This is a genomic window from Lysobacter antibioticus (assembly GCF_000731095.1).
In the GTDB taxonomy this organism is placed as follows: Bacteria; Pseudomonadota; Gammaproteobacteria; order Xanthomonadales; family Xanthomonadaceae; genus Lysobacter; species Lysobacter antibioticus_B.
The window spans coordinates 1-17,371 of the sequence record NZ_JMTZ01000045.1 but is presented as its reverse complement, the minus strand read 5'-3'; the positions used below and the strand labels follow the sequence as shown (position 1 = coordinate 17,371).

Annotated in this window: 16 protein-coding genes; 3 read left to right on the top strand and 13 right to left on the bottom strand. The window is 67.7% G+C overall.

The genetic code is table 11. From position 1 onward, the window contains the following. Window positions 1-3: 3 nt before the first annotated feature. From EX88_RS0114595 to hrcA, 9 genes are all read right to left on the bottom strand, one after another. Complete coding sequence (locus tag EX88_RS0114595; protein WP_031372728.1) at window positions 4-450, bottom strand: DUF6973 domain-containing protein; 447 nt, start codon at window positions 448-450, stop codon at window positions 4-6. Next, window positions 450-1,577: a glutamine-hydrolyzing carbamoyl-phosphate synthase small subunit gene (gene carA, locus EX88_RS0114590; RefSeq protein WP_031372727.1), complete on the bottom strand. Its 1,128-nt coding sequence runs from the start codon at window positions 1,575-1,577 to the stop codon at window positions 450-452. The genes EX88_RS0114595 and carA overlap by 1 nt, the downstream gene beginning before the upstream one ends. 349 nt (window positions 1,578-1,926) lie before the next feature. Then, a complete protein-coding gene (locus EX88_RS0114585; protein ID WP_081931015.1) occupies window positions 1,927-2,892 on the bottom strand; it encodes a zinc metalloprotease in 966 nt (321 codons plus the stop codon). A gap of 114 nt (window positions 2,893-3,006) precedes the next feature. After that, window positions 3,007-3,744, bottom strand: a complete 738-nt coding sequence (gene dapB / locus EX88_RS0114580; protein ID WP_031372725.1) for a 4-hydroxy-tetrahydrodipicolinate reductase — start codon at window positions 3,742-3,744, stop codon at window positions 3,007-3,009. Window positions 3,745-3,889: 145 nt separating this feature from the next. Next, the gene (locus tag EX88_RS0114575) at window positions 3,890-5,818 is read right to left on the bottom strand and encodes a DUF3857 domain-containing transglutaminase family protein (RefSeq protein ID WP_031372724.1); all 1,929 of its coding nucleotides are present in this window, start codon (window positions 5,816-5,818) and stop codon (window positions 3,890-3,892) included. Window positions 5,819-6,286: 468 nt separating this feature from the next. Next, window positions 6,287-7,420 (bottom strand): molecular chaperone DnaJ, encoded by a 1,134-nt coding sequence (dnaJ, locus tag EX88_RS0114570; protein WP_031372723.1) that lies wholly within the window; start codon window positions 7,418-7,420, stop codon window positions 6,287-6,289. Window positions 7,421-7,735: 315 nt separating this feature from the next. Further along, window positions 7,736-9,652 (bottom strand): molecular chaperone DnaK, encoded by a 1,917-nt coding sequence (dnaK, locus tag EX88_RS0114565; protein ID WP_031372722.1) that lies wholly within the window; start codon window positions 9,650-9,652, stop codon window positions 7,736-7,738. A 228-nt stretch (window positions 9,653-9,880) separates the two neighbouring features. Further along, window positions 9,881-10,399 (bottom strand): nucleotide exchange factor GrpE, encoded by a 519-nt coding sequence (gene grpE / locus EX88_RS0114560; protein WP_031372721.1) that lies wholly within the window; start codon window positions 10,397-10,399, stop codon window positions 9,881-9,883. A gap of 403 nt (window positions 10,400-10,802) precedes the next feature. Further along, window positions 10,803-11,855, bottom strand: coding sequence for a heat-inducible transcriptional repressor HrcA (gene hrcA, locus EX88_RS0114555; protein WP_031372720.1), 1,053 nt, complete (start codon window positions 11,853-11,855; stop codon window positions 10,803-10,805). Window positions 11,856-12,107: 252 nt separating this feature from the next. On the opposite strand from hrcA, the gene recN reads away from it, so the two are divergent. Then, window positions 12,108-13,790, top strand: coding sequence for a DNA repair protein RecN (gene recN / locus EX88_RS0114550; protein ID WP_031372719.1), 1,683 nt, complete (start codon window positions 12,108-12,110; stop codon window positions 13,788-13,790). A gap of 198 nt (window positions 13,791-13,988) precedes the next feature. Here the strand turns inward: recN and EX88_RS0114545 are convergent, their stop codons facing one another. Together EX88_RS0114545 and fur are read right to left on the bottom strand one after the other, a co-directional pair. Next, window positions 13,989-14,501, bottom strand: a complete 513-nt coding sequence (locus EX88_RS0114545; protein WP_152566281.1) for a DUF2199 domain-containing protein — start codon at window positions 14,499-14,501, stop codon at window positions 13,989-13,991. Window positions 14,502-14,509: 8 nt separating this feature from the next. After that, on the bottom strand, window positions 14,510-14,911 hold the full coding sequence (fur, locus tag EX88_RS0114540) for a ferric iron uptake transcriptional regulator (RefSeq protein WP_031372717.1): 402 nt from the start codon (window positions 14,909-14,911) through the stop codon (window positions 14,510-14,512). A gap of 221 nt (window positions 14,912-15,132) precedes the next feature. On the opposite strand from fur, the gene EX88_RS0114535 reads away from it, so the two are divergent. After that, the gene (locus EX88_RS0114535; RefSeq protein ID WP_031372716.1) at window positions 15,133-15,534 is read left to right on the top strand and encodes an outer membrane protein assembly factor BamE; all 402 of its coding nucleotides are present in this window, start codon (window positions 15,133-15,135) and stop codon (window positions 15,532-15,534) included. 101 nt (window positions 15,535-15,635) lie between these two features. Here EX88_RS0114535 and EX88_RS0114530 read toward each other — a convergent pair whose 3' ends face one another. Beyond that, window positions 15,636-15,902: an RnfH family protein gene (locus EX88_RS0114530; RefSeq protein ID WP_031372715.1), complete on the bottom strand. Its 267-nt coding sequence runs from the start codon at window positions 15,900-15,902 to the stop codon at window positions 15,636-15,638. Between the two features lie 11 nt (window positions 15,903-15,913). Beyond that, window positions 15,914-16,381, bottom strand: coding sequence for a type II toxin-antitoxin system RatA family toxin (locus EX88_RS0114525; RefSeq protein ID WP_031372714.1), 468 nt, complete (start codon window positions 16,379-16,381; stop codon window positions 15,914-15,916). A 329-nt stretch (window positions 16,382-16,710) separates the two neighbouring features. Here EX88_RS0114525 and smpB point away from each other — a divergent pair, with 329 nt between their 5' ends. Further along, window positions 16,711-17,223 (top strand): SsrA-binding protein SmpB, encoded by a 513-nt coding sequence (gene smpB, locus EX88_RS0114520; RefSeq protein WP_031372713.1) that lies wholly within the window; start codon window positions 16,711-16,713, stop codon window positions 17,221-17,223. Window positions 17,224-17,371 lie beyond the last annotated feature (148 nt).

Sequence of the window (17,371 nt, the reverse complement as noted above, 5' to 3'; positions counted from 1 at the left end):
TCCTCAGTAAAGTCGGTCCTGCCACGCGTCGGGCGCGCGCCAGGTGATCTGCTCGGGCGATCGTGCATCGATCGCCCCATGGTCGACCGCGGCGCGAACTTCGCGCTGCATCGCGGTCCAGGTCGGGGCGGCGGCGCCGAGGCGCGCGCCGATCCGGTTGTTGTGGGCATCCATCGCCCGGCTCGGGTTGCCTTGGCCGCCCCGCTCCATCACCGCGGTCACCCAATCGACGCAGCGCGGCGACAAGGTGTAAGCGACGATCGCGCTGGCGAGGCTATGGCGGTACGCATCGGCCGGGCCGTTGCGTCCGCCCGGCAGCGCTGCGGCGAACCACTGCGCGTACACCGCGATCATCACGAAAGCGGGATACGCGGCGAGCGCGGCCAGCACCGCCAACGCACGCAGACGCCAGCGGCGTCGGCGCGGCGGCTGGGCCGGCGCTGCGCTCATCAGGCCTTGGCCTGCTCGAGCATGGAAACGAAGCGGTCGAACAAGGGCGATACATCGTGCGGGCCCGGGCTGGCTTCCGGATGGCCCTGGAAGCTGAAGGCCGGCGCGTCGGTCAGGGCGATGCCCTGGTTGCTGCCGTCGAACAGCGAGCGGTGGGTCACGCGCACATTGGCCGGCAACGAGGCCTCGTCGACGGCGAAGCCGTGGTTCTGCGAGGTGATCATCACCCGGCCCGAATCGAGGTCCTGGACCGGATGGTTGGCGCCGTGGTGGCCGAACTTCATCTTCAGGGTCTTCGCGCCCGAAGCCAGGCCGAGCAACTGGTGGCCCAGGCAGATGCCGAAGGTCGGGATCTTCTTGGCGACGAATTCCTTGATCGCGGCGATCGCGTAGTCGCAGGGCTCCGGGTCGCCGGGGCCGTTGGACAGGAACACGCCGTCCGGATTCAGCGCCAGCGCCTCGGCGGCCGGGGTCTGCGCCGGCACCACGGTGACGCGGCAGCCGCGCTCGGCGAGCATGCGCAGGATGTTGAGCTTGACGCCGAAGTCGTAAGCGACGACATGGAAGCGCGGCTCGACGTTGACGAAGGCGTTGCGGTCCAGGTCGAGCTGGCCGTCGGTCCACTCGTAGCGTTCGCGCGTGCAGACTTCCTTGGCCAGGTCCATGCCCTTGAGGCCGGGGAACTTGCGCGCGGCTTCGAGCGCCTTGGCCACATCGATCTCTCCGGCCATCAGCGCGCCGTTCTGGGCGCCGGTGTCGCGCAGCAAGCGGGTCAGCTTGCGCGTGTCGATATCGGAAATGGCGACCACGCCGCGCTCGCTGAGCCACTGCGGCAGCGCGACCTGGCTGCGCCAGTTGCTGGGACGGCGCGGCACGTCGCGGACGATCAGGCCCGAAGCCCAGACCTGGCGCGCTTCGTCGTCCTGGTCGGTGCAGCCGGTGTTGCCGACGTGCGGATAGGTCAAGGTGACCAACTGGCGGGCGTACGAGGGATCGGTGAGGATTTCCTGGTAGCCGGTGATCGCGGTATTGAATACGACTTCGCCGACGCTGAGGCCGGGCGCGCCTACGGAAACGCCCTCGAATACGGTACCGTCTTCGAGGGCGAGGATTGCGGGTTGAGTCACGGGGGTCGCCTTGGCTGCCGAAGGATCTGATCCCGTGCGCGACATCGGCAAAACCGACTTGCAGCAAAGCGCGGACGCGGTGCGGGACCGGTCCGGCGTTCGGGATTCAGGCGAGCCGGAATTCTAGCGGCGATGAGCTCCGGAAGCCAGCTAAAATTTGCCCCGATCGCAGCGGCCAGGCCCGTTCAGGCAGTGCCGGCACGACACATTCGCCGCTGATTTATCGCGATTGCAGCGCTTCCAACCCTATGCAACTGCCTGAACAAAGCCTGGGCGCCCCGCTCCGCCGGCCCCGGCAGGCCTGTCCGAGGCTGGCGCGACGGCCTCGAGGCCGCCGCGCTGCCCGGGCTCAGGTTCCCAGCGACGGCTTGTAGGTCGCGGTCATGTCCTGCATGCGGATGCTTTGGTCGTCCGAAAACGTGTTCATGCACGAGTCGTAGCTGTAGTCCATGAAGTTGCGGATCGGGTCCAGCCCGCCGCCGGCGCAGCTGTCGCGGCCGACCGGGCAGCCCGAGGTCGGGCTGGCCTGCGGCGGGGTGTCGGCGATGTAGTCGCCGGGCGCGCTGCAACCGTTCTCGAAGGTGTGCTCCAGGCCGAGGTGATGGCCGACCTCGTGGGTCACCGTGTCGCCTTCGTTGTAGTTGGTCGAGGCGCCGCCCGGCAGCGAGGAATGCAGGGCCACCACGCCGTGGCGCTTGGACGCTTCGGGATAGGTGTCGGGCACGTAGGCATAGCCCAGGTAGCTGCCCGGGGTGCAGGTGTAGATGTTCAGATTGCGCGCCGGGTTCACCGCCAGCGCGTTCTTCATCTTCATCTCGTTGCTGAGGCAGTTGCCGTACCAGCTGTTGTTCTTGGTGCGGGTGACGCCGGCCAGGGTGAACTGGAAACCGCGCCCGGCGTAGGCCGCGTTGAGCACCTGCATCTGCTGCTGGATGCGCGCATCGGTGACGTTGCCGGTGTTGTCGGTGCGGGTGACCACATGGAACCAGACCGGCACGGTCTTGCTGGCCGCGACGGCCACGCTGGCGCCGAAGCGCACCGGCGAGGATTGGCGGAACTGCCGCAGGCGGCTTTCGACCTGTTGGCGGCGTTGCGGGGTCGATTGCGGCGCACCGCAGCGCAGGCCGTCGCGGACGAAGCCCTGAGCGTCCTGGATCTTGATCAGCGGCTGGCGGCTGTAACCGTTCGCGGTGGCCACGACCGTCTCGGTCGCGCCCGGTTCGGGGGCCTGTTGGGCCAACGCTTGTTGAGCCAGCGCTGGCGATGCAAACAACGACAACGCCGCGGTGGCCGCGAACATCCGGTGGTTAGGCATGGGTCTCTCTCTCCAGAGTGGGCGCCGCAGGTCGCGGCGGTCTCAATCTGGCCCAAGCGCGAACGCCCGGCTCGGCTCAGGCGTGCCCGCGCACGCTGCCGTTCGCGCCGGCGATCACAGATTCGGAAACATCAGCTCGGCCAGCCCGTAGCGCCCCGGCGCCTGGTGGGCGACGCGCAGTGCGGCTTCGAGCGCGCCGCGAGCGAAGATGTCGCGATTGGTGGCGCGGTGGATCAACTCCAGGCGCTCGCCGGCCGCGGCGAACTGGACCGTGTGCTCGCCGACGATGTCGCCGGCGCGCAGGCTGGCGTAATGCGGCTCTTCGCCGCGGCCGATCGCCGCGGCGGCACCGAGGTGCAAGGCGGTGCCGGAAGGCGCATCGAGCTTGCGGGTGTGATGGGCCTCGACCACGTCGCAGTCCCAGCCCGGCAAGGCTGCGGCGGCGCGGCGCACCAGCTCGGTCAGCACCGCTACGCCGAGGCTGTAGTTCGCCGCCCAGACCACGGCGATGCCGTTGGCGGCGTCGTTGATCGCTGCGTTCTGCACCGAACTGAGCCCGGTGGTGCCCGACACCAGCGCCTTGCCGCGTGCGGCGCACAAGGCCAGCACCGGGTCGAAGCCCTGCGGCAGGCTGAAATCGATGGCGACGTCGAACTCCGGCGCCCCCGACAACTCGCCGACGGCGAAATGCGGCACCCCGTCGATGACCCGCTGCGGCGGCTGCGAACGCGAGTACGCCGCGACCACGCTCAAGTCCGCTCGCTCGGCGGCCAGACGCAACAGGGCCTGGCCCATGCGCCCGGAGGCGCCGTGGATCAGGAGACGGACCGGGGATTTGGTGTGTTCGCTCATGCGCGCAGGCTAGCGGCTGCGCGCCCCCGGCGACAAGCTAAACCGTTCGATCGAATCGCCTGGCGGAACTCGTCGCGGCATTCCCGCCGCGACGGTTCCTTCGCCGGTTCGGCCGCATTCGGCCGCTCCGGGCGGGCGGCCGGGGTTATTGATAAACCACCTGGGCCTTCAGGTTCGGCAACACCTTCTTCGTGAACGCATCGTAGGCCCGGCTGTATTCGCTGCTGCACACCGGCCCCACCGTTGCGTCCTCGATCACTCGGCTGGCCTCGAGCACATTGCCCTTGAGCGTATAAGTCGCGACATAACGCGAACCGCCCGACTCCAGGCTGAGATTCGGAGGGACCGCAATGACCTTCATCGTCGCCGGAAACTCGATGCGGTAGATCTCCTCCGAGCGCCCACCGGTGCAAGTGCTCTCGGCCTCATCGCGGGCTTCCTCGGTACCGCTGCCGACCAGCGACGCGACCGGCATCGGATTGAAGAAAACCGGGCCGAGCGGGAACGCGCCCGGCACCGGCAATGCCTGTTTGACATCGAAGGTCGCGCTGTAGCGATGTGCGTTGCGCAGCGGCTTGGGATCGTCCTGGGTGAACACCCCTTCGGCGCTGAGGCCGCTGCGCTCGAACACCTTCTTGACCAGTTCCTTGGCGTCCGCGTCGCTGAGGTCCTTCAACCCGGCCCGGGTCGCGATCGCGGGCACGCCGGCCAGCTCGACCTCTACCTTGCCCTTCATCGAACCGTCTTCGAGCACGCTGATCTGGGTGCTGACGCGCTGGCGATTGCTCAGGGCCTTGAAGCCGGGCGTCTTGGCCGCCAGTTCGGGCCGGTCGATGCGCAACACCGGCTTGCCGGCGATCGAGATCGGCAATTCGCCGAACGGGATGCCCTTGGCCGTGGCGTCGACGTACAGGTCCAGGCCCGGCAGATAGTTCAGGACGTGGTTGACGCTGGACGCGACCGGCACGCTCGGCAGCTTGTAGACGTTGCCGGCGTTGATCAGCGCCTGGGTCGCCTCGATGCCCTTGGCCGCCAACAGCGCCTGCAGCAGGGTCGCATGGTCCTTGCAGTCGCCGATGCGGTTGTCGATCACGAACTCCTGATCGCGCGGCACCACCGCGCCCAGGCCGATGCAGTTGCCGGCGTAGTTGATATTGGTCGACACCCACTCGTACAAGGCCTGGGCGACGTCGCGCTGCGAACTCTTGCCGGCGGCGATCTCGTCGGCGAGCTTGCGCACCCGCGGCGTCGGCACCGCCTTGGGCAGCGCGCGTTCGCCGTAGGCCTTGGCGATGTCGCCGTAAGTGCGGAAGGTCGAATAGGCGTAGCCGGTGGACTGCTCGATATCGTAGATCGTGCGGTTCTTGTCCTTGCTTTCGACGGGGTTGAGGTTCTGGAAAGACCATTCGACGATCTGGCGATCGCCGACGGTCTCGTCGCGCACCTGCTTGAGCGCGCCGAAGCTGCGCTTCTGGGTCCACATGCCGGCGGGCGCGTCGATCTTGATGCGCATATCGCCCTGATAGTTGTCGCTGTTGAAGCCGGTGATGTCGGAGAAATGGCCTTCGAACATCGGCTTCTTGCCGGTCAGCTTGTAGCTGAGCACGACCGTATCGCCGACCGCCAGGTCCGGATACACCAGGCTGGTGGTGGCGATGTCGGAGAACGCCGGGCCGCCGCCCTCGCGGCCGTCGTTGGTCTCGACCTGGAAATTCGACTTCGGCACATCGACCCGGCGGCCATCGGCCTTGCGCGTGTAGGCCTCGAGGATGTCCAGCGTCTGGATGCTGGCGCTGTAGCTGACCGATTCGTGCTTGACGTATTCGAGCGCGGCCTCCTGCAGCACTTTAATCGCCGATTCGCGCTGTTCGATATAGGCGCCGTCCGGCTGGACCGTATAGGTCAGGTGCAGGCGCTCGTTGCGCAGCGGCTCGTCCTTGGCCGATTTGGCGCTGGCGGCCTTCGCGGTCCCGGCCGGCGCTTTGGCCTGCTCGGCGGACGGCGCGGTCTGCGCCGCGGCGACGCCGGCGCCCAGCACGAAACAGATCGCGGCCGACAGCCGCAGCGTAATCATTCGCATCCTTTCTACCCCTGATTCCGTATGAGAGGCGGTTGCCCGCGGCATCCCGCCGCGCCGATCAGCGCGGCAACGTTCTACCACATCGGTCGGCGTTTTGTTGCGCGACGCGGCGCGGCCGATTGCGCAGGCGCGCGCGGTCGACCCGGCCTGATCTTTCTCCGCTAGCAATGTGCCGCGTTGGCTATGTGCGGACAGATGCAAACGACGCTGCGACGGGAGCCCCGCGGTCGCGGCTTGTGACCGAAGGAAATCCCCGTGGGACGCCGCTCCTACCCTTTGCATTCGCCGCTTTCGGGGTAGGAGCGGCGCAAGCCGCGACCGCGAACCACCCGACGCTGCGGAACCGTCACGGATACAACAAAAAAGCCTCGATAGCTCACGCGCCGACCACCACTGCACAACGGCGCCCACGAAAAAGGGGCCGCAGCCCCTTTCCGTAACGCACATTCGATACGACGCGATTCAGGACGTCATGCGGTCCCAGAACCCTTTGACCCCGTCGAGAAAGGTGGAGGACCGTGGCGAGTGCTTTCGCGCCCCCTCACCCACGAACGTAGCCTCGAACTTCTCCAGCAGCTCGCGCTGCTCGGGGGTCAGATTGACCGGCGTCTCGACCACGGCGCGACAGTACAGATCGCCCGGCTTGCGGCTGCGCACCGACTTGACGCCCTTGTCGCGCAGACGGAACAGCTTGCCGCTCTGGGTTTCGCCCGGAATGCGCAGCTCCACTTCGCCACCGAGCGTCGGCACCCGGATGGTGTCGCCCAGCGCGGCCTGCGAGATACGGATCGGCACTTCGCAATGCAGGTCGTCGCCGTCGCGCTGGAAGATCTCGTGCTCGCGCACGCGCACTTCCACGTACAGGTCGCCCGGCGGCGAACCGGTCGGGCCGGCCTCGCCTTCGCCGGTCAGGCGGATGCGGTCGCCGTTGTCGACGCCGGCCGGAATCTTCACCGACAGGGTCTTGGTGCGTTCGACCCGGCCTTGCCCGTGACAGTCGCCGCAGGGGTTCGCGATGCTCTGGCCGCGGCCGTTGCAATGCGGGCAGGTCTGCTGCATCGAGAAGATGCCGCGCTGGAAACGCACCTGGCCGCGGCCGCCGCAGGTCGTGCAGTTCTCGACCTTGCCGTCGGCCGAACCGCTGCCTTCGCAGGTGTCGCAGGCGTCGAGGGTCGGGATTTCGATTTGTTTCTCGATCCCGCCGACCGCCTCTTCCAGCGACAGCTCCATCACGTAGCCGATGTCGGCGCCGCGACGCGGCGCGCGCGAACCGCCGCCTCCGCCGCCACCGAAGATGTTGCCGAAAATGTCGCCGAAAATGTCGCCCATATCGGCGTAGCCGGGGCCGCCGCCTCCGCCGCCCATGCCGTGTTCGAACGCGGCATGGCCGTGTTGGTCGTAGGCGCGGCGCTTGTTGGCGTCGGCCAGGACCTCGTAGGCCTCCTTGCATTCCTTGAACGCGGCCTCGGCGGCCGCGTCGCCCGGATTACGGTCCGGATGGTGTTTCATCGCGCAGCGGCGATAAGCCTTCTTGAGGTCGTCGTCGCCGGCGTTGCGCGCAACGCCCAGCACTTCGTAATAGTCGCGTTTGCTCATGGGCTGGGAATCGGGAGTCGAGAATCGGGAATCGTCAAATCAAAAGCGGTGGCCGCTGCGAGGGTGTGAACCTTTCGGCCGTCATTCCCGCGAAGGCGGGCTCTGCCGCTCTTCAGCGGCAGCCGAACATCCAGAGACTTCAGCACCATACCCCGCTGAAGCCCTGGGTCCCCGCCTGCGCCGGGACGACGATCGAAACACCAACGCATCGGCCACTGCCGCGTTGCGGATACGAGAACGGGGAACCGGGCCTTTGGACGCAAATCGCCGCGATGGCGAAAGCCCATTCCCGATTCCCCATTCCCGATTCCCGGCTTACTTCTTGTCTTCGTCCTTCACTTCGGTGAATTCCGCGTCGACCACGTCCTCGGACTTGGCCGAACCGGTTTCGGCGGCGCCGCCGGCGTCCGGCTGCGCGGCCTGGGCCGCGGCGAACAGCGATTGCGCGGCTTCTTCCAGCGCCTTCGACTTGGCCTCGATCTGGCCCTTGTCGTCGCCCTTCATCGCCGTTTCGAGGTCGGCGATGGCCGCCTCGGCGCGGCCGATCTGGTCGCCCGGCAACTTCTCGCCGTGCTCCTTGATCGTGCTGCGGGCCATGTGGATCAGGCCGTCGGCGTGGTTGCGCGCCTGCACCAGCTCGTGGAACTTCTGGTCTTCCTCGCGGTTGGCTTCGGCGTCGGCGACCATCTTGGCGATCTCTTCCTCGGACAGACCCGAGCCGGCCTTGATCTCGACCTTCTGCTCCTTGTTGGTCTTCTTGTCCTTGGCGCTGACGTGCAGGATGCCGTTGGCGTCGATGTCGAACGACACCTCGACCTGCGGCATGCCGCGCGGCGAGGGTTCGATGCCGGACAGGTCGAAGCGGGCCAGCGACTTGTTGAAGCGGGCCTGTTCGCGCTCGCCCTGCAACACGTGCACGGTCACCGCGGACTGGTTGTCCTCGGCGGTCGAGAAGGTCTGCGAGGCCTTGGTCGGCACCGTGGTGTTCTTCTCGATGATCTTGGTGAACACGCCGCCCAGGGTCTCGATGCCGAGCGACAGCGGGGTCACGTCGAGCAGCAGCACGTCCTTGACGTCGCCGGCCAGCACGCCGCCCTGGATGGCCGCACCCACAGCAACCGCTTCGTCCGGGTTGACGTCCTTGCGCGGTTCCTTGCCGAAGAACTCGGCCACCGCCTGGCTGACCTTGGGCATGCGGGTCTGACCGCCGACCAGGATCACTTCGGCCACGTCGCTGGCGCGCAGGCCGGCGTCGTTGAGGGCGATGCGGCAGGGTTCGATGGTCTTCTTGACCAGGTCCTCGACCAGCGACTCCAGCTTGGCGCGGGTCAGCTTGATGTTGAGGTGCTTCGGACCCGAGGCGTCGGCGGTCACGTACGGCAGGTTGACTTCGGTCTGCTGCGAGGACGACAGCTCGATCTTGGCGCGCTCGGCCGCATCCTTCAGGCGCTGCAGCGCCAGCGGATCCTTGCGCAGGTCGATGCCCTGGTCCTTCTGGAACTCTTCGACCAAGTAGTCGATGACGCGCTTGTCGAAGTCTTCGCCGCCGAGGAAGGTGTCGCCGTTGGTCGACAGCACTTCGACCTGCATCTCGCCGTCGACCGAAGCGATCTCGATGATCGACACGTCGAAGGTGCCGCCGCCGAGGTCGTAGACCGCGATCTTGCGATCGCCGCCCTTCTTGTCCATGCCGTAGGCCAACGCCGCCGCGGTCGGCTCGTTGATGATGCGCTTGACTTCCAGGCCGGCGATCTTGCCGGCGTCCTTGGTCGCCTGGCGCTGGCTGTCGTTGAAGTAGGCCGGCACGGTGATGACCGCTTCGGTGACCGGCTCGCCCAGGTAGGCTTCGGCGGTCTTCTTCATCTTGCCCAGCACTTCGGCCGAGATCTGCTGCGGCGCCATCTTCTTGTCGTCGAGGGTCGCGACCCAGGCATCGCCGTTGTCGTGCGCGACGATGTTGTAGGGCACCAGGCCGATGTCCTTCTGCACTTCGGCGTCGCTGAACTTGCGGCCGATCAGGCGCTTGACCGCATAGAAGGTGTTCTTGGGATTGGTGACCGCCTGGCGCTTGGCCGAGGCGCCGACCAGAACTTCGCCGTCCTTGGTGAACGCGACGATCGACGGCGTGGTGCGGTCGCCCTCGGAATTCTCGATGACCTTGGCCTTGCCGCCTTCCATCACTGCGACGCAGGAATTGGTGGTGCCCAGGTCGATGCCGATGATCTTGCCCATACGTAGTGCTCCCTCTCGAATGCTTGAATAGTTGGGGCGGTCCGCGCTGTGCGCCGTGCCGCCGATGTTCGTTATTTGGGGCTAGGTGCCGGGCAGTTCAAGCGCCCGTGCCCCGCCCTCGTGACGTCCGTCCCGGCCCTTCCCAGAACGTCCGTTCGCGGCTCGCGCCGCCCCCCGCTTCGGTTTCGCGACCGCGGCGAGCCGCGGCCGGGACCGTCCCGGGATCGTTCAGGCGTCCTGGGCGACCACCACCAGCGCCGGACGCAGCAGGCGCTCGTTGAGCAGCCAGCCCTTCTGGTAGACCTGGACCACGTGGTTCGGCGCCACACCCGGCGCCGGCACCATGCTCATGGCCTGGTGATGCTCGGGATTGAACGGCTGGCCGGCCGGGTCGACCGCGACCAGGCCGTTGTCGCCGGCGACCTTGAGCAGCTGGCGCAGGGTCAGTTCCATGCCCTGGCGCAGGGCGCTGGCGTCGTCGCCGGCCACGGCCAGGCCGGCCTCGAGGCTGTCGATCACCGGCAGCAGGTCGCCGAGCAGGCGCTCGTTGGCGAACTTGCGCGCCATCTCGACGTCGCGCGACACGCGCTTGCGCTGGTTGTCGAGTTCGGCGCGTTCGCGCAGCGTGTCTTCGCGCAGCTTGCTGAGCTCGGCGCGCAGCGCCTCGACTTCGGACGCCTCGGAGGAGCCCGGGACCTCGTCCTGGGCCGCCGGGTTGAGTTCGGAATAAGGATCGTGTTGGTTCATGCCTGGGTCCTGGCGGTTTTTCCGCGACAGGCCAGCTATGGGGCCGCGATGGTGCGGTTCAAGTGCCCGGATCTGCATCGATCGCCCGGCATCGGCGTCGAGCGGCGGGTTTCGGGAGGCATTGCCCACCCCGGCGGCGCCGGCTTATGGGCAGGAGCGGAGCAAGCCGCGATCCACTGAGGTGATCAACCCCGGCTCGGCCCGAAGCCGATGGTCTCCAAAAGATTGGCCCCACCGGAGAGATGGCGGTCGCGGCTTACGCCGCTCCTACCCCGGGCTCCGGCTAACTGGGATAGGCGGGACGGTTGGACCGGCTTCGGAGGCGGAATCGCCCCTCGTTTCAGTCCACTTCGGTTGGTCGCGGCTCGCGCCGCTCCTACTCTGGGCTTCCGGACGGCCTCCCTCAGTCCCCCTCAGTGACGCCGAACGCATCCCCCAGCGCATCCGCGGCCGCCTGCACCACCGGGATCACCCGGTCGTAGGCCATGCGGGTCGGGCCGATCACCCCCAGCACGCCGAGCACGCGGCCGCCGGCGGTATACGGCGCGGTCACCAGCGACACGCCCTCCAACGGCGCCAGGCCGGTCTCCTCGCCGATGAAGATGCGCACCCCGGGGGCGCGCACGGTGCGTTCGAGCAACTGCAGGATTTCGCGCTTGCGGGCGAAAGCCTCGAACAGCTCGCGCAGGCGGTCCAGGTCGGCCAGCTCCTGCACGCCCATCAGCCGGGTCTGCCCGGCCAGGACCATGTCGTCGTTGTCGGGCGTGAGCACCTGCTCGGCCAGCTCGACCGACTGCGCCAGCAAGGTCTGCATCTCCGACTGGGCGTTGCGCAGATCCATCAGCAAGGTGGCGCGGATCTCGGCCACCGGCCGCCCGGCGAAGTGTGCGTTGAGGTAGTTGCCGACCCGTTCGAGTTCGCCGGCGTCGTAGGGGCGACGGGTCTGGATGATGCGGTTCTGCACGTCCTGGTCGGCGAACACCAGGATCGCCAGCACCCGCTGGGCGTCGAGCGGCACGAAATCGATGCGCCGGAACGCGAACTGCTCGCGCTTGGGCACGCTGACCACGCCGACGAAGTGGGTCATCGCCGACAACAGCTCCGAGGCGCTACCCAGCAAGGCCTGGGTGCCCGAGCCCGACGGCAGCTCGCTGCGCAGGCGCGCGACCTCGCCTTCCGGCAACGGCCGCACCTGCAGCAGCGAGTCGACGAACAGGCGGTAGCCCTGCACGGTCGGGATGCGCCCGGCCGAGGCGTGCGGCGCGCTGAGCAGGCCGACGTCTTCCAGGTCGGCCAGGATGTTGCGGATCGTCGCCGCGCTGACGTCGAGGCCGGCATGCTTGGCCAGGGTCTGCGATCCGACCGGTTCGCCGCTGTGGATGTAGCGGCCGATCAGCGTGCGCAGCAGTTGCCGCGCGCGCGGGTCGAGGCTCGGATCGGGCGGTCGGCGATTCATGCTGTGGATATAGGCGCGGACGCGGGCCGGCGCAAGCGCCATCGTCCGATTCGACGATGGCGGTCCGCATCGGCCGCCCCGCCCTGCGCGCTGCGTCCGCATCGGTAAGAATCCTCGTGCACACTGCCGGCGGCGTACGCGTCCGCTCGCCTCGCCCCGCTCGTCTCACCCTGTGATCCGCATCCGCCCTACCCTCCGGCCCGCTTGCCGCCCATTCCCAGTCTCTCGCCGCCAAGGCACAATCGCCGCCGCATGCTCGCTCACCTCTCGCTCAAGCAATTCGCCGTCGTCAGCGCCGCCGAACTCAGCTTCGGTCCCGGCCTCACCGTGATCTCCGGCGAAACCGGTGCCGGTAAGTCGCTGCTGGTCGATGCCCTCGGTCTGCTGTCCGGCCTGCGCGCCGACAGCGGCGTGGTCCGCCATGGCGCCGACCGCGCCGAACTGGTCGCCGACTTCACCCTCGACGATGCGCCGCTGGCCGCGGCCTGGCTGCGCGACAACGAACTCGACGAAACCGGCGACGGCGAGGCCCAGGTCTGCCAGATCCGCCGGGTGATCCGCGCCGACGGCGGTTCGCGCGCCTGGATCAACGGCCGCCCGGTCACCCTGAGCCAACTCGGCGAGCTCGCCGGGCGCCTGGTCGAGATCCACGGCCAACACGAACACCAGGCGCTGATGTCGCGCGCCAGCCAGCTCGGCCTGCTCGACGCTTACGGCCGCCACGACGCGCCGTTGGCCGTGGTCGAAGCCGCGGCGCAACAGTGGAGCGCGCTGCTGCGCGAACGCGACACGCTGTCGGCGCAGGGCGACGTCTCCGACCGCATCGCCTGGCTGGAACATCAGCACGCCGAGCTAGAACGCGAAGTGCTCGAAGCCGAGGCCTTGGCCAAGCTGCTCAGCGACCATCGCCGCCATGCCCATGCCGCCGGCCTCATCGCCGCCTGCGAATCGGCCTTCGCCCGCCTCGGCGGCGACGAAGGCCCGTCGCTGACCCGCCTGGTGCAACAGGTGCGCGGCGAGCTGCAGCGCGTCGCCGAGCACGAGCCGCGCTTGAACGATGTCGACGCCATGCTCGACAACGCCGCGATCCAGATCGACGAAGCGCTGACCCTGCTCGACCGGGTCCGCGACGATCTCGACCTCGATCCTTCGGCCTTCGAGCAGATCGAAAACAAGATCGGCCGCCTGCACGAGCTGGCGCGCAAGCACCGGGTCGCGCCCGAACAACTGCCGGCCACCCGCGACGGCATGGCCGGCGAACTCGACCAATTGCGCAGCGCCGGCGACCGCCTGCAGGTGCTCGACGGCGAAATCCAGAGCGCGCGCGCACAGTGGCGCCGCGCCGCCGACACCCTGGGCGAGGCGCGCCGCAAGGCCGCCAAGAGCCTGTCCGACACCACCAGCGTGCTGATCGGCGAACTCGGCATGGGCGGCGGGCGTTTCGACGTCGCCCTGGAGCCGCTCGACGAGGACCGCCCCGACCCGCAAGGCGGCGAGCGCGTCGAGTTCCTGGTCGCGGCCAACCCCGGCCAGCCGGCCCGGCCGCTGCGCAAGGTCGCCTCCGGCGGCGAACTCTCGCGCATCTCGCTGGCGATCGAAGTCGCGGCCTTCGGCCTCGACGCGGTCGCGACCATGGTCTTCGACGAAGTCGATTCCGGCATCGGCGGCGCCGTGGCCGAGATCGTCGGCCAGAAGCTGCGCGCGCTCGGCGCCAGCCGCCAGGTGCTGTGCGTGACCCACCTGGCTCAGGTCGCGGCCCAGGGCCACGCCCACTACCGCGTCAGCAAGGCCGCCAGCGAAGGCGTGACCCAGAGCGCGGTGCAGGTGCTCGGCGCCAAGCAGCGCGAGGAAGAACTCGCGCGCATGCTCGGCGGCATCGAACTCAATAAAGAAGTGCGCGCCGCGGCCAAGCGGCTGTTGGCCGACGTGGTCTGAGGTCGGGATTCGGGATTCGGGATTCGGGATTCGGGATTCGGGATTCGGAGCCTACATCGAGCTCAGCTTCGGAGCGGCTTCGGCCTGGGTCGGTCAAGCAAGCCCGTTGGGCTTGGATCGATCGAGCAAGCTCGTTCGCCCTGGATCAATCGAGCAAGCACGATTGATCGCCGACTCGATCCTGGATCGATAGCCGCCTCAATCGAGGTCCGGCAGCCCGGTGAAGAACGCCGCCCGGTGCGGGGTGATGCCCTGGCGCTGTTCGTCTTCGAGCGGATGCCCGCTGTCGACCAGGCGGAAGGTCGGCCGGGTGTCGTCGTGCAACTGCACCCGCAGCTCCAGGCCGAGGGTGCTGAACTCGTAGACGCGCGGGATGTGGTTGGCCAGGGTGCCGGCGAATTCGGGCACGCGGTCGTTGCCGGGCTCGTCCCACATCATCCGCGCCAGGCGCCAATCGTGTTCGGCCAGTTCGACCCAGGCGCCGATGCAGTAGTCGTCGCCGCCTTCGACCGGCAACGGAATCACCCCGCGCACAAACAACTGACCGCCGCCGATCGCGCAGAAGTTCGCGTCGCAGAAGGTGTCCGGCGCGCAACGCGCGGCGTTGTCGAGGGCGTGGTAGGCGTCCGGAAAGGTGAAGGAGTACTCCATGTCCGACAGCGCGACGAGTTCGCCGCAGCACGAGCACGGCAACATCGTCTCGCCGGACATGTCGGCCTTCACTTCTTCTTGCGCACGTACAGCACCAGCGAGTGCTCTTCGATCTCGTAGCCGTGCTTGGCCGCGATCTTGCGCTGCAGCTCTTCGATCTCCGAGCTTTCGAACTCGATGATCTTGCCGCTGTCGATGTCGACCATGTGGTCGTGGTGATGGCCGCGGTCGAGTTCGTACACCGACTGGCCGGCCTCGAAGTTGTGCTTGAGCACCAGGCCCGCCGACTCGAACTGGGTCAGCACGCGGTAGACCGTGGCCAGGCCGATGTCCTCGCCCTTTTCCAGCAACATCCGGTAGATGTCCTCGGCGGTCATGTGGCGCGGCTTGGATTGCTCCAGCAGCTCCAGGATCCGCAGGCGCGGATGGGTGACCTTGAGTCCGACGTTGCGCAGGTCCTGCGATTCCATGAGTGTTCCCTTCAGATCGATTCGGCCGGCGTTCGCCGTGCCTGGGTGTTGACCGGCTGGCCGTGGCCGCGGGCGGCTGCGCATGGAGCGGACGGGGCTGGCTGGGCCGGAATGGCGGATGAACGCGAGGGGTCTCCGCGCGCCGTGATCCGCCCTTGGTGGGTGCGGGCTTCAGTGTATCATCGGCCCCGTTGCCTTCGACTGCCGCAGAACCCTACCCGATGCGTAAGCTCCTGCTCGTCCTCTCGCTGTCCATGCTCACCGCCGGCTGCGGCATCATCTACAAGCAGCCGATCTATCAGGGCAACCTGCTCGAGAAGACCGCGATCGACCAGCTCCAGACCGGCATGACCAAGCAGCAGGTGCAGTTGCTGCTGGGCACCCCGTCGATCGAAGACCCGTTCCACCAGAACCGCTGGGACTACACCTCGACCCAGCGCGTCGACCGCCTCGGCCACACCGATCGCAAGAACCTGACCCTGTGGTTCGAGAACGACAGCCTGACCAAGTGGGAAGGCGATTACTTCGCCGAGCAGGACGAGCAGATCGCCCGCGCCTCGGTCAAGCAGTTCGGCCGCAACCTGGCCAAGGACAAGGATAAGGACAAGCGCCGCCGGCGCTGATCCCCGGCGCGCGGCCTCGCGGTCGCGCAGCCTCCCGCTGCAGCGTCACCCCTGCCGGTCCGGCCGCCTTGCGTCCGGGCCGTCGTTGGTTTTGCGCGCGCTTATTTCTTGAGCGGGCGCTCGGCGGCGCGGCGGCGGCGCGCTTCCTTGGGGTCGATCTGCAAAGGCCGCAGCAATTCCAGCCGGTCGCCATCGCGCAGCGGCGTGTCCGCCACCGCCTTGACCCCGAACACCGCGTAGCCGCTGATTTCGGCGTCCGTGCCCCACCCGGCCGCGGCGAGTGCATCGGCGACGGTGGCGCCGTCGGCCAGTTCCAGGCTCAGCGCCTCGAAACGGCGCGGCCAGGCCCGGACCAGCTCGATCTTCACTGCGATGCCGCTCAGGCCGGGCTCGGGCCGGTCACCGACGGCAACGCCGGTTCGGCGCCGCGATCGGCGACCCGGACGAAATCGTCGACCATGCGGTCGGCCAGGCTCTGGAAGCCCAGCGCCATCGCCGGCCCCAGCAGCTTCACCGCCGGCTCGAATTCCAGGGTCAGGGTGACCTTGCAGGCCGACTCGTCCAGCGCGTGGAATTCCCAGCGCCCGCCCAGCTTGCGGAACGGCCCGTCGACCAGCTTGAGCTCGATGTGGTGCGGCGGCGACAAGCTGTTGTGGGTGGTGAACCAGGTCCGCAATGCGCCCAGGCCCAGGTCGAGCCGCGCCACCATGTGGGCCTCGTCGGCTTCGAGCACCAGCGCCTGCTCGCACCAGTCGAAACGGCGCGGGTACGCGGCGACATCGTTGACCAGGGCGAACATGCGCGCGGCGGAGTGTTCGACGAGGGCGGAACGGCGAATCGTAGGCATGTGCTTATCGCAATAAGGTCCGCAAAGCGGATTTCAAGCGGGGGCCTCGGAACGGCCGTTGCCGCAAGGTCGTCGAAAACGTGTCCGAAAGGCCGCGGTTTCGACGGCCCGCTTCGGCAGTAGCACATCCTATCCGGGCCAAAGCCGGTAAGGGCGTCTAGGCCGTCTGCGGATCGTGAAACTTGATCCCAAACCGGGGCAGCTCAGCCGCTCCAGACCGGAGCGCTTCGCCTAAAACGGCGGCTACTCAAACCGCCTCCGGATCGGAGATCTTCATCCAAAACCGGACACGGCTACTCAAACCGCCTCCGGATCGTGGACAATCACTCATGGCTAAAACTACGAACAACAAGGCCGGCAAGGATAAAGGAAAGGGCAGCGCGGGCGGCACCATCGCGCTGAATAAGCGTGCGCGTCACGATTACCACCTCGAAGAACGCTTCGAGGCCGGTCTGTCGCTGCAGGGCTGGGAGCTCAAATCCATCCGCGCCGGACGCGCAAACATCACCGAAAGCTACGCCGTCATCCTGCGCGACGAGATGTTCCTGATCGGCGCGCAGATCAGCCCGCTGATCTCCGCCTCGACCCACGTCGTCGCCGAGGAACGCCGCACCCGCAAGCTGCTGCTGCACCGCAACGAGATCGACAACCTGATCGGCCGCGTCCAGCGCGACGGCTACACGGTCGTGCCGACCGCGATGTACTGGAAAGGCAACAAGGTCAAGCTGGAAATCTCGCTGGCCAAGGGCAAGCAGAGCCACGACAAGCGCGAGGCGAGCAAGGAACGCGACTGGGCGCGCGAAAAACAGCGCGTGATGCGCCGGCACAACCGCGACGCCTGATCCCAAGCCCGCCGACCGACGGGTTTCTCCAAACACCACCGCCCGCCTGTGCGCGGGCTGTTGGTTTACGCGGCCGCATGGATTTCACGGTCGCGGCTCGCGCCGCTCCTACCTGGGCAGGTCGCCGCTTTGGGGTAGGAGCGGCGCG

Coding starts and splice junctions, on each gene's coding strand:
- EX88_RS0114595 (WP_031372728.1), bottom strand. CDS start 450: ATGAGCGCAGCGCCGGCCCAGCCGCCGCGCCGACGCCGCTGGCGTCTG.
- EX88_RS0114585 (WP_081931015.1), bottom strand. CDS start 2,892: ATGCCTAACCACCGGATGTTCGCGGCCACCGCGGCGTTGTCGTTGTTT.
- dapB (WP_031372725.1), bottom strand. CDS start 3,744: ATGAGCGAACACACCAAATCCCCGGTCCGTCTCCTGATCCACGGCGCC.
- EX88_RS0114575 (WP_031372724.1), bottom strand. CDS start 5,818: ATGATTACGCTGCGGCTGTCGGCCGCGATCTGTTTCGTGCTGGGCGCC.
- dnaJ (WP_031372723.1), bottom strand. CDS start 7,420: ATGAGCAAACGCGACTATTACGAAGTGCTGGGCGTTGCGCGCAACGCC.
- dnaK (WP_031372722.1), bottom strand. CDS start 9,652: ATGGGCAAGATCATCGGCATCGACCTGGGCACCACCAATTCCTGCGTC.
- grpE (WP_031372721.1), bottom strand. CDS start 10,399: ATGAACCAACACGATCCTTATTCCGAACTCAACCCGGCGGCCCAGGAC.
- hrcA (WP_031372720.1), bottom strand. CDS start 11,855: ATGAATCGCCGACCGCCCGATCCGAGCCTCGACCCGCGCGCGCGGCAA.
- recN (WP_031372719.1), top strand. CDS start 12,108: ATGCTCGCTCACCTCTCGCTCAAGCAATTCGCCGTCGTCAGCGCCGCC.
- EX88_RS0114545 (WP_152566281.1), bottom strand. CDS start 14,501: ATGTCCGGCGAGACGATGTTGCCGTGCTCGTGCTGCGGCGAACTCGTC.
- fur (WP_031372717.1), bottom strand. CDS start 14,911: ATGGAATCGCAGGACCTGCGCAACGTCGGACTCAAGGTCACCCATCCG.
- EX88_RS0114535 (WP_031372716.1), top strand. CDS start 15,133: ATGCGTAAGCTCCTGCTCGTCCTCTCGCTGTCCATGCTCACCGCCGGC.
- EX88_RS0114525 (WP_031372714.1), bottom strand. CDS start 16,381: ATGCCTACGATTCGCCGTTCCGCCCTCGTCGAACACTCCGCCGCGCGC.
- smpB (WP_031372713.1), top strand. CDS start 16,711: ATGGCTAAAACTACGAACAACAAGGCCGGCAAGGATAAAGGAAAGGGC.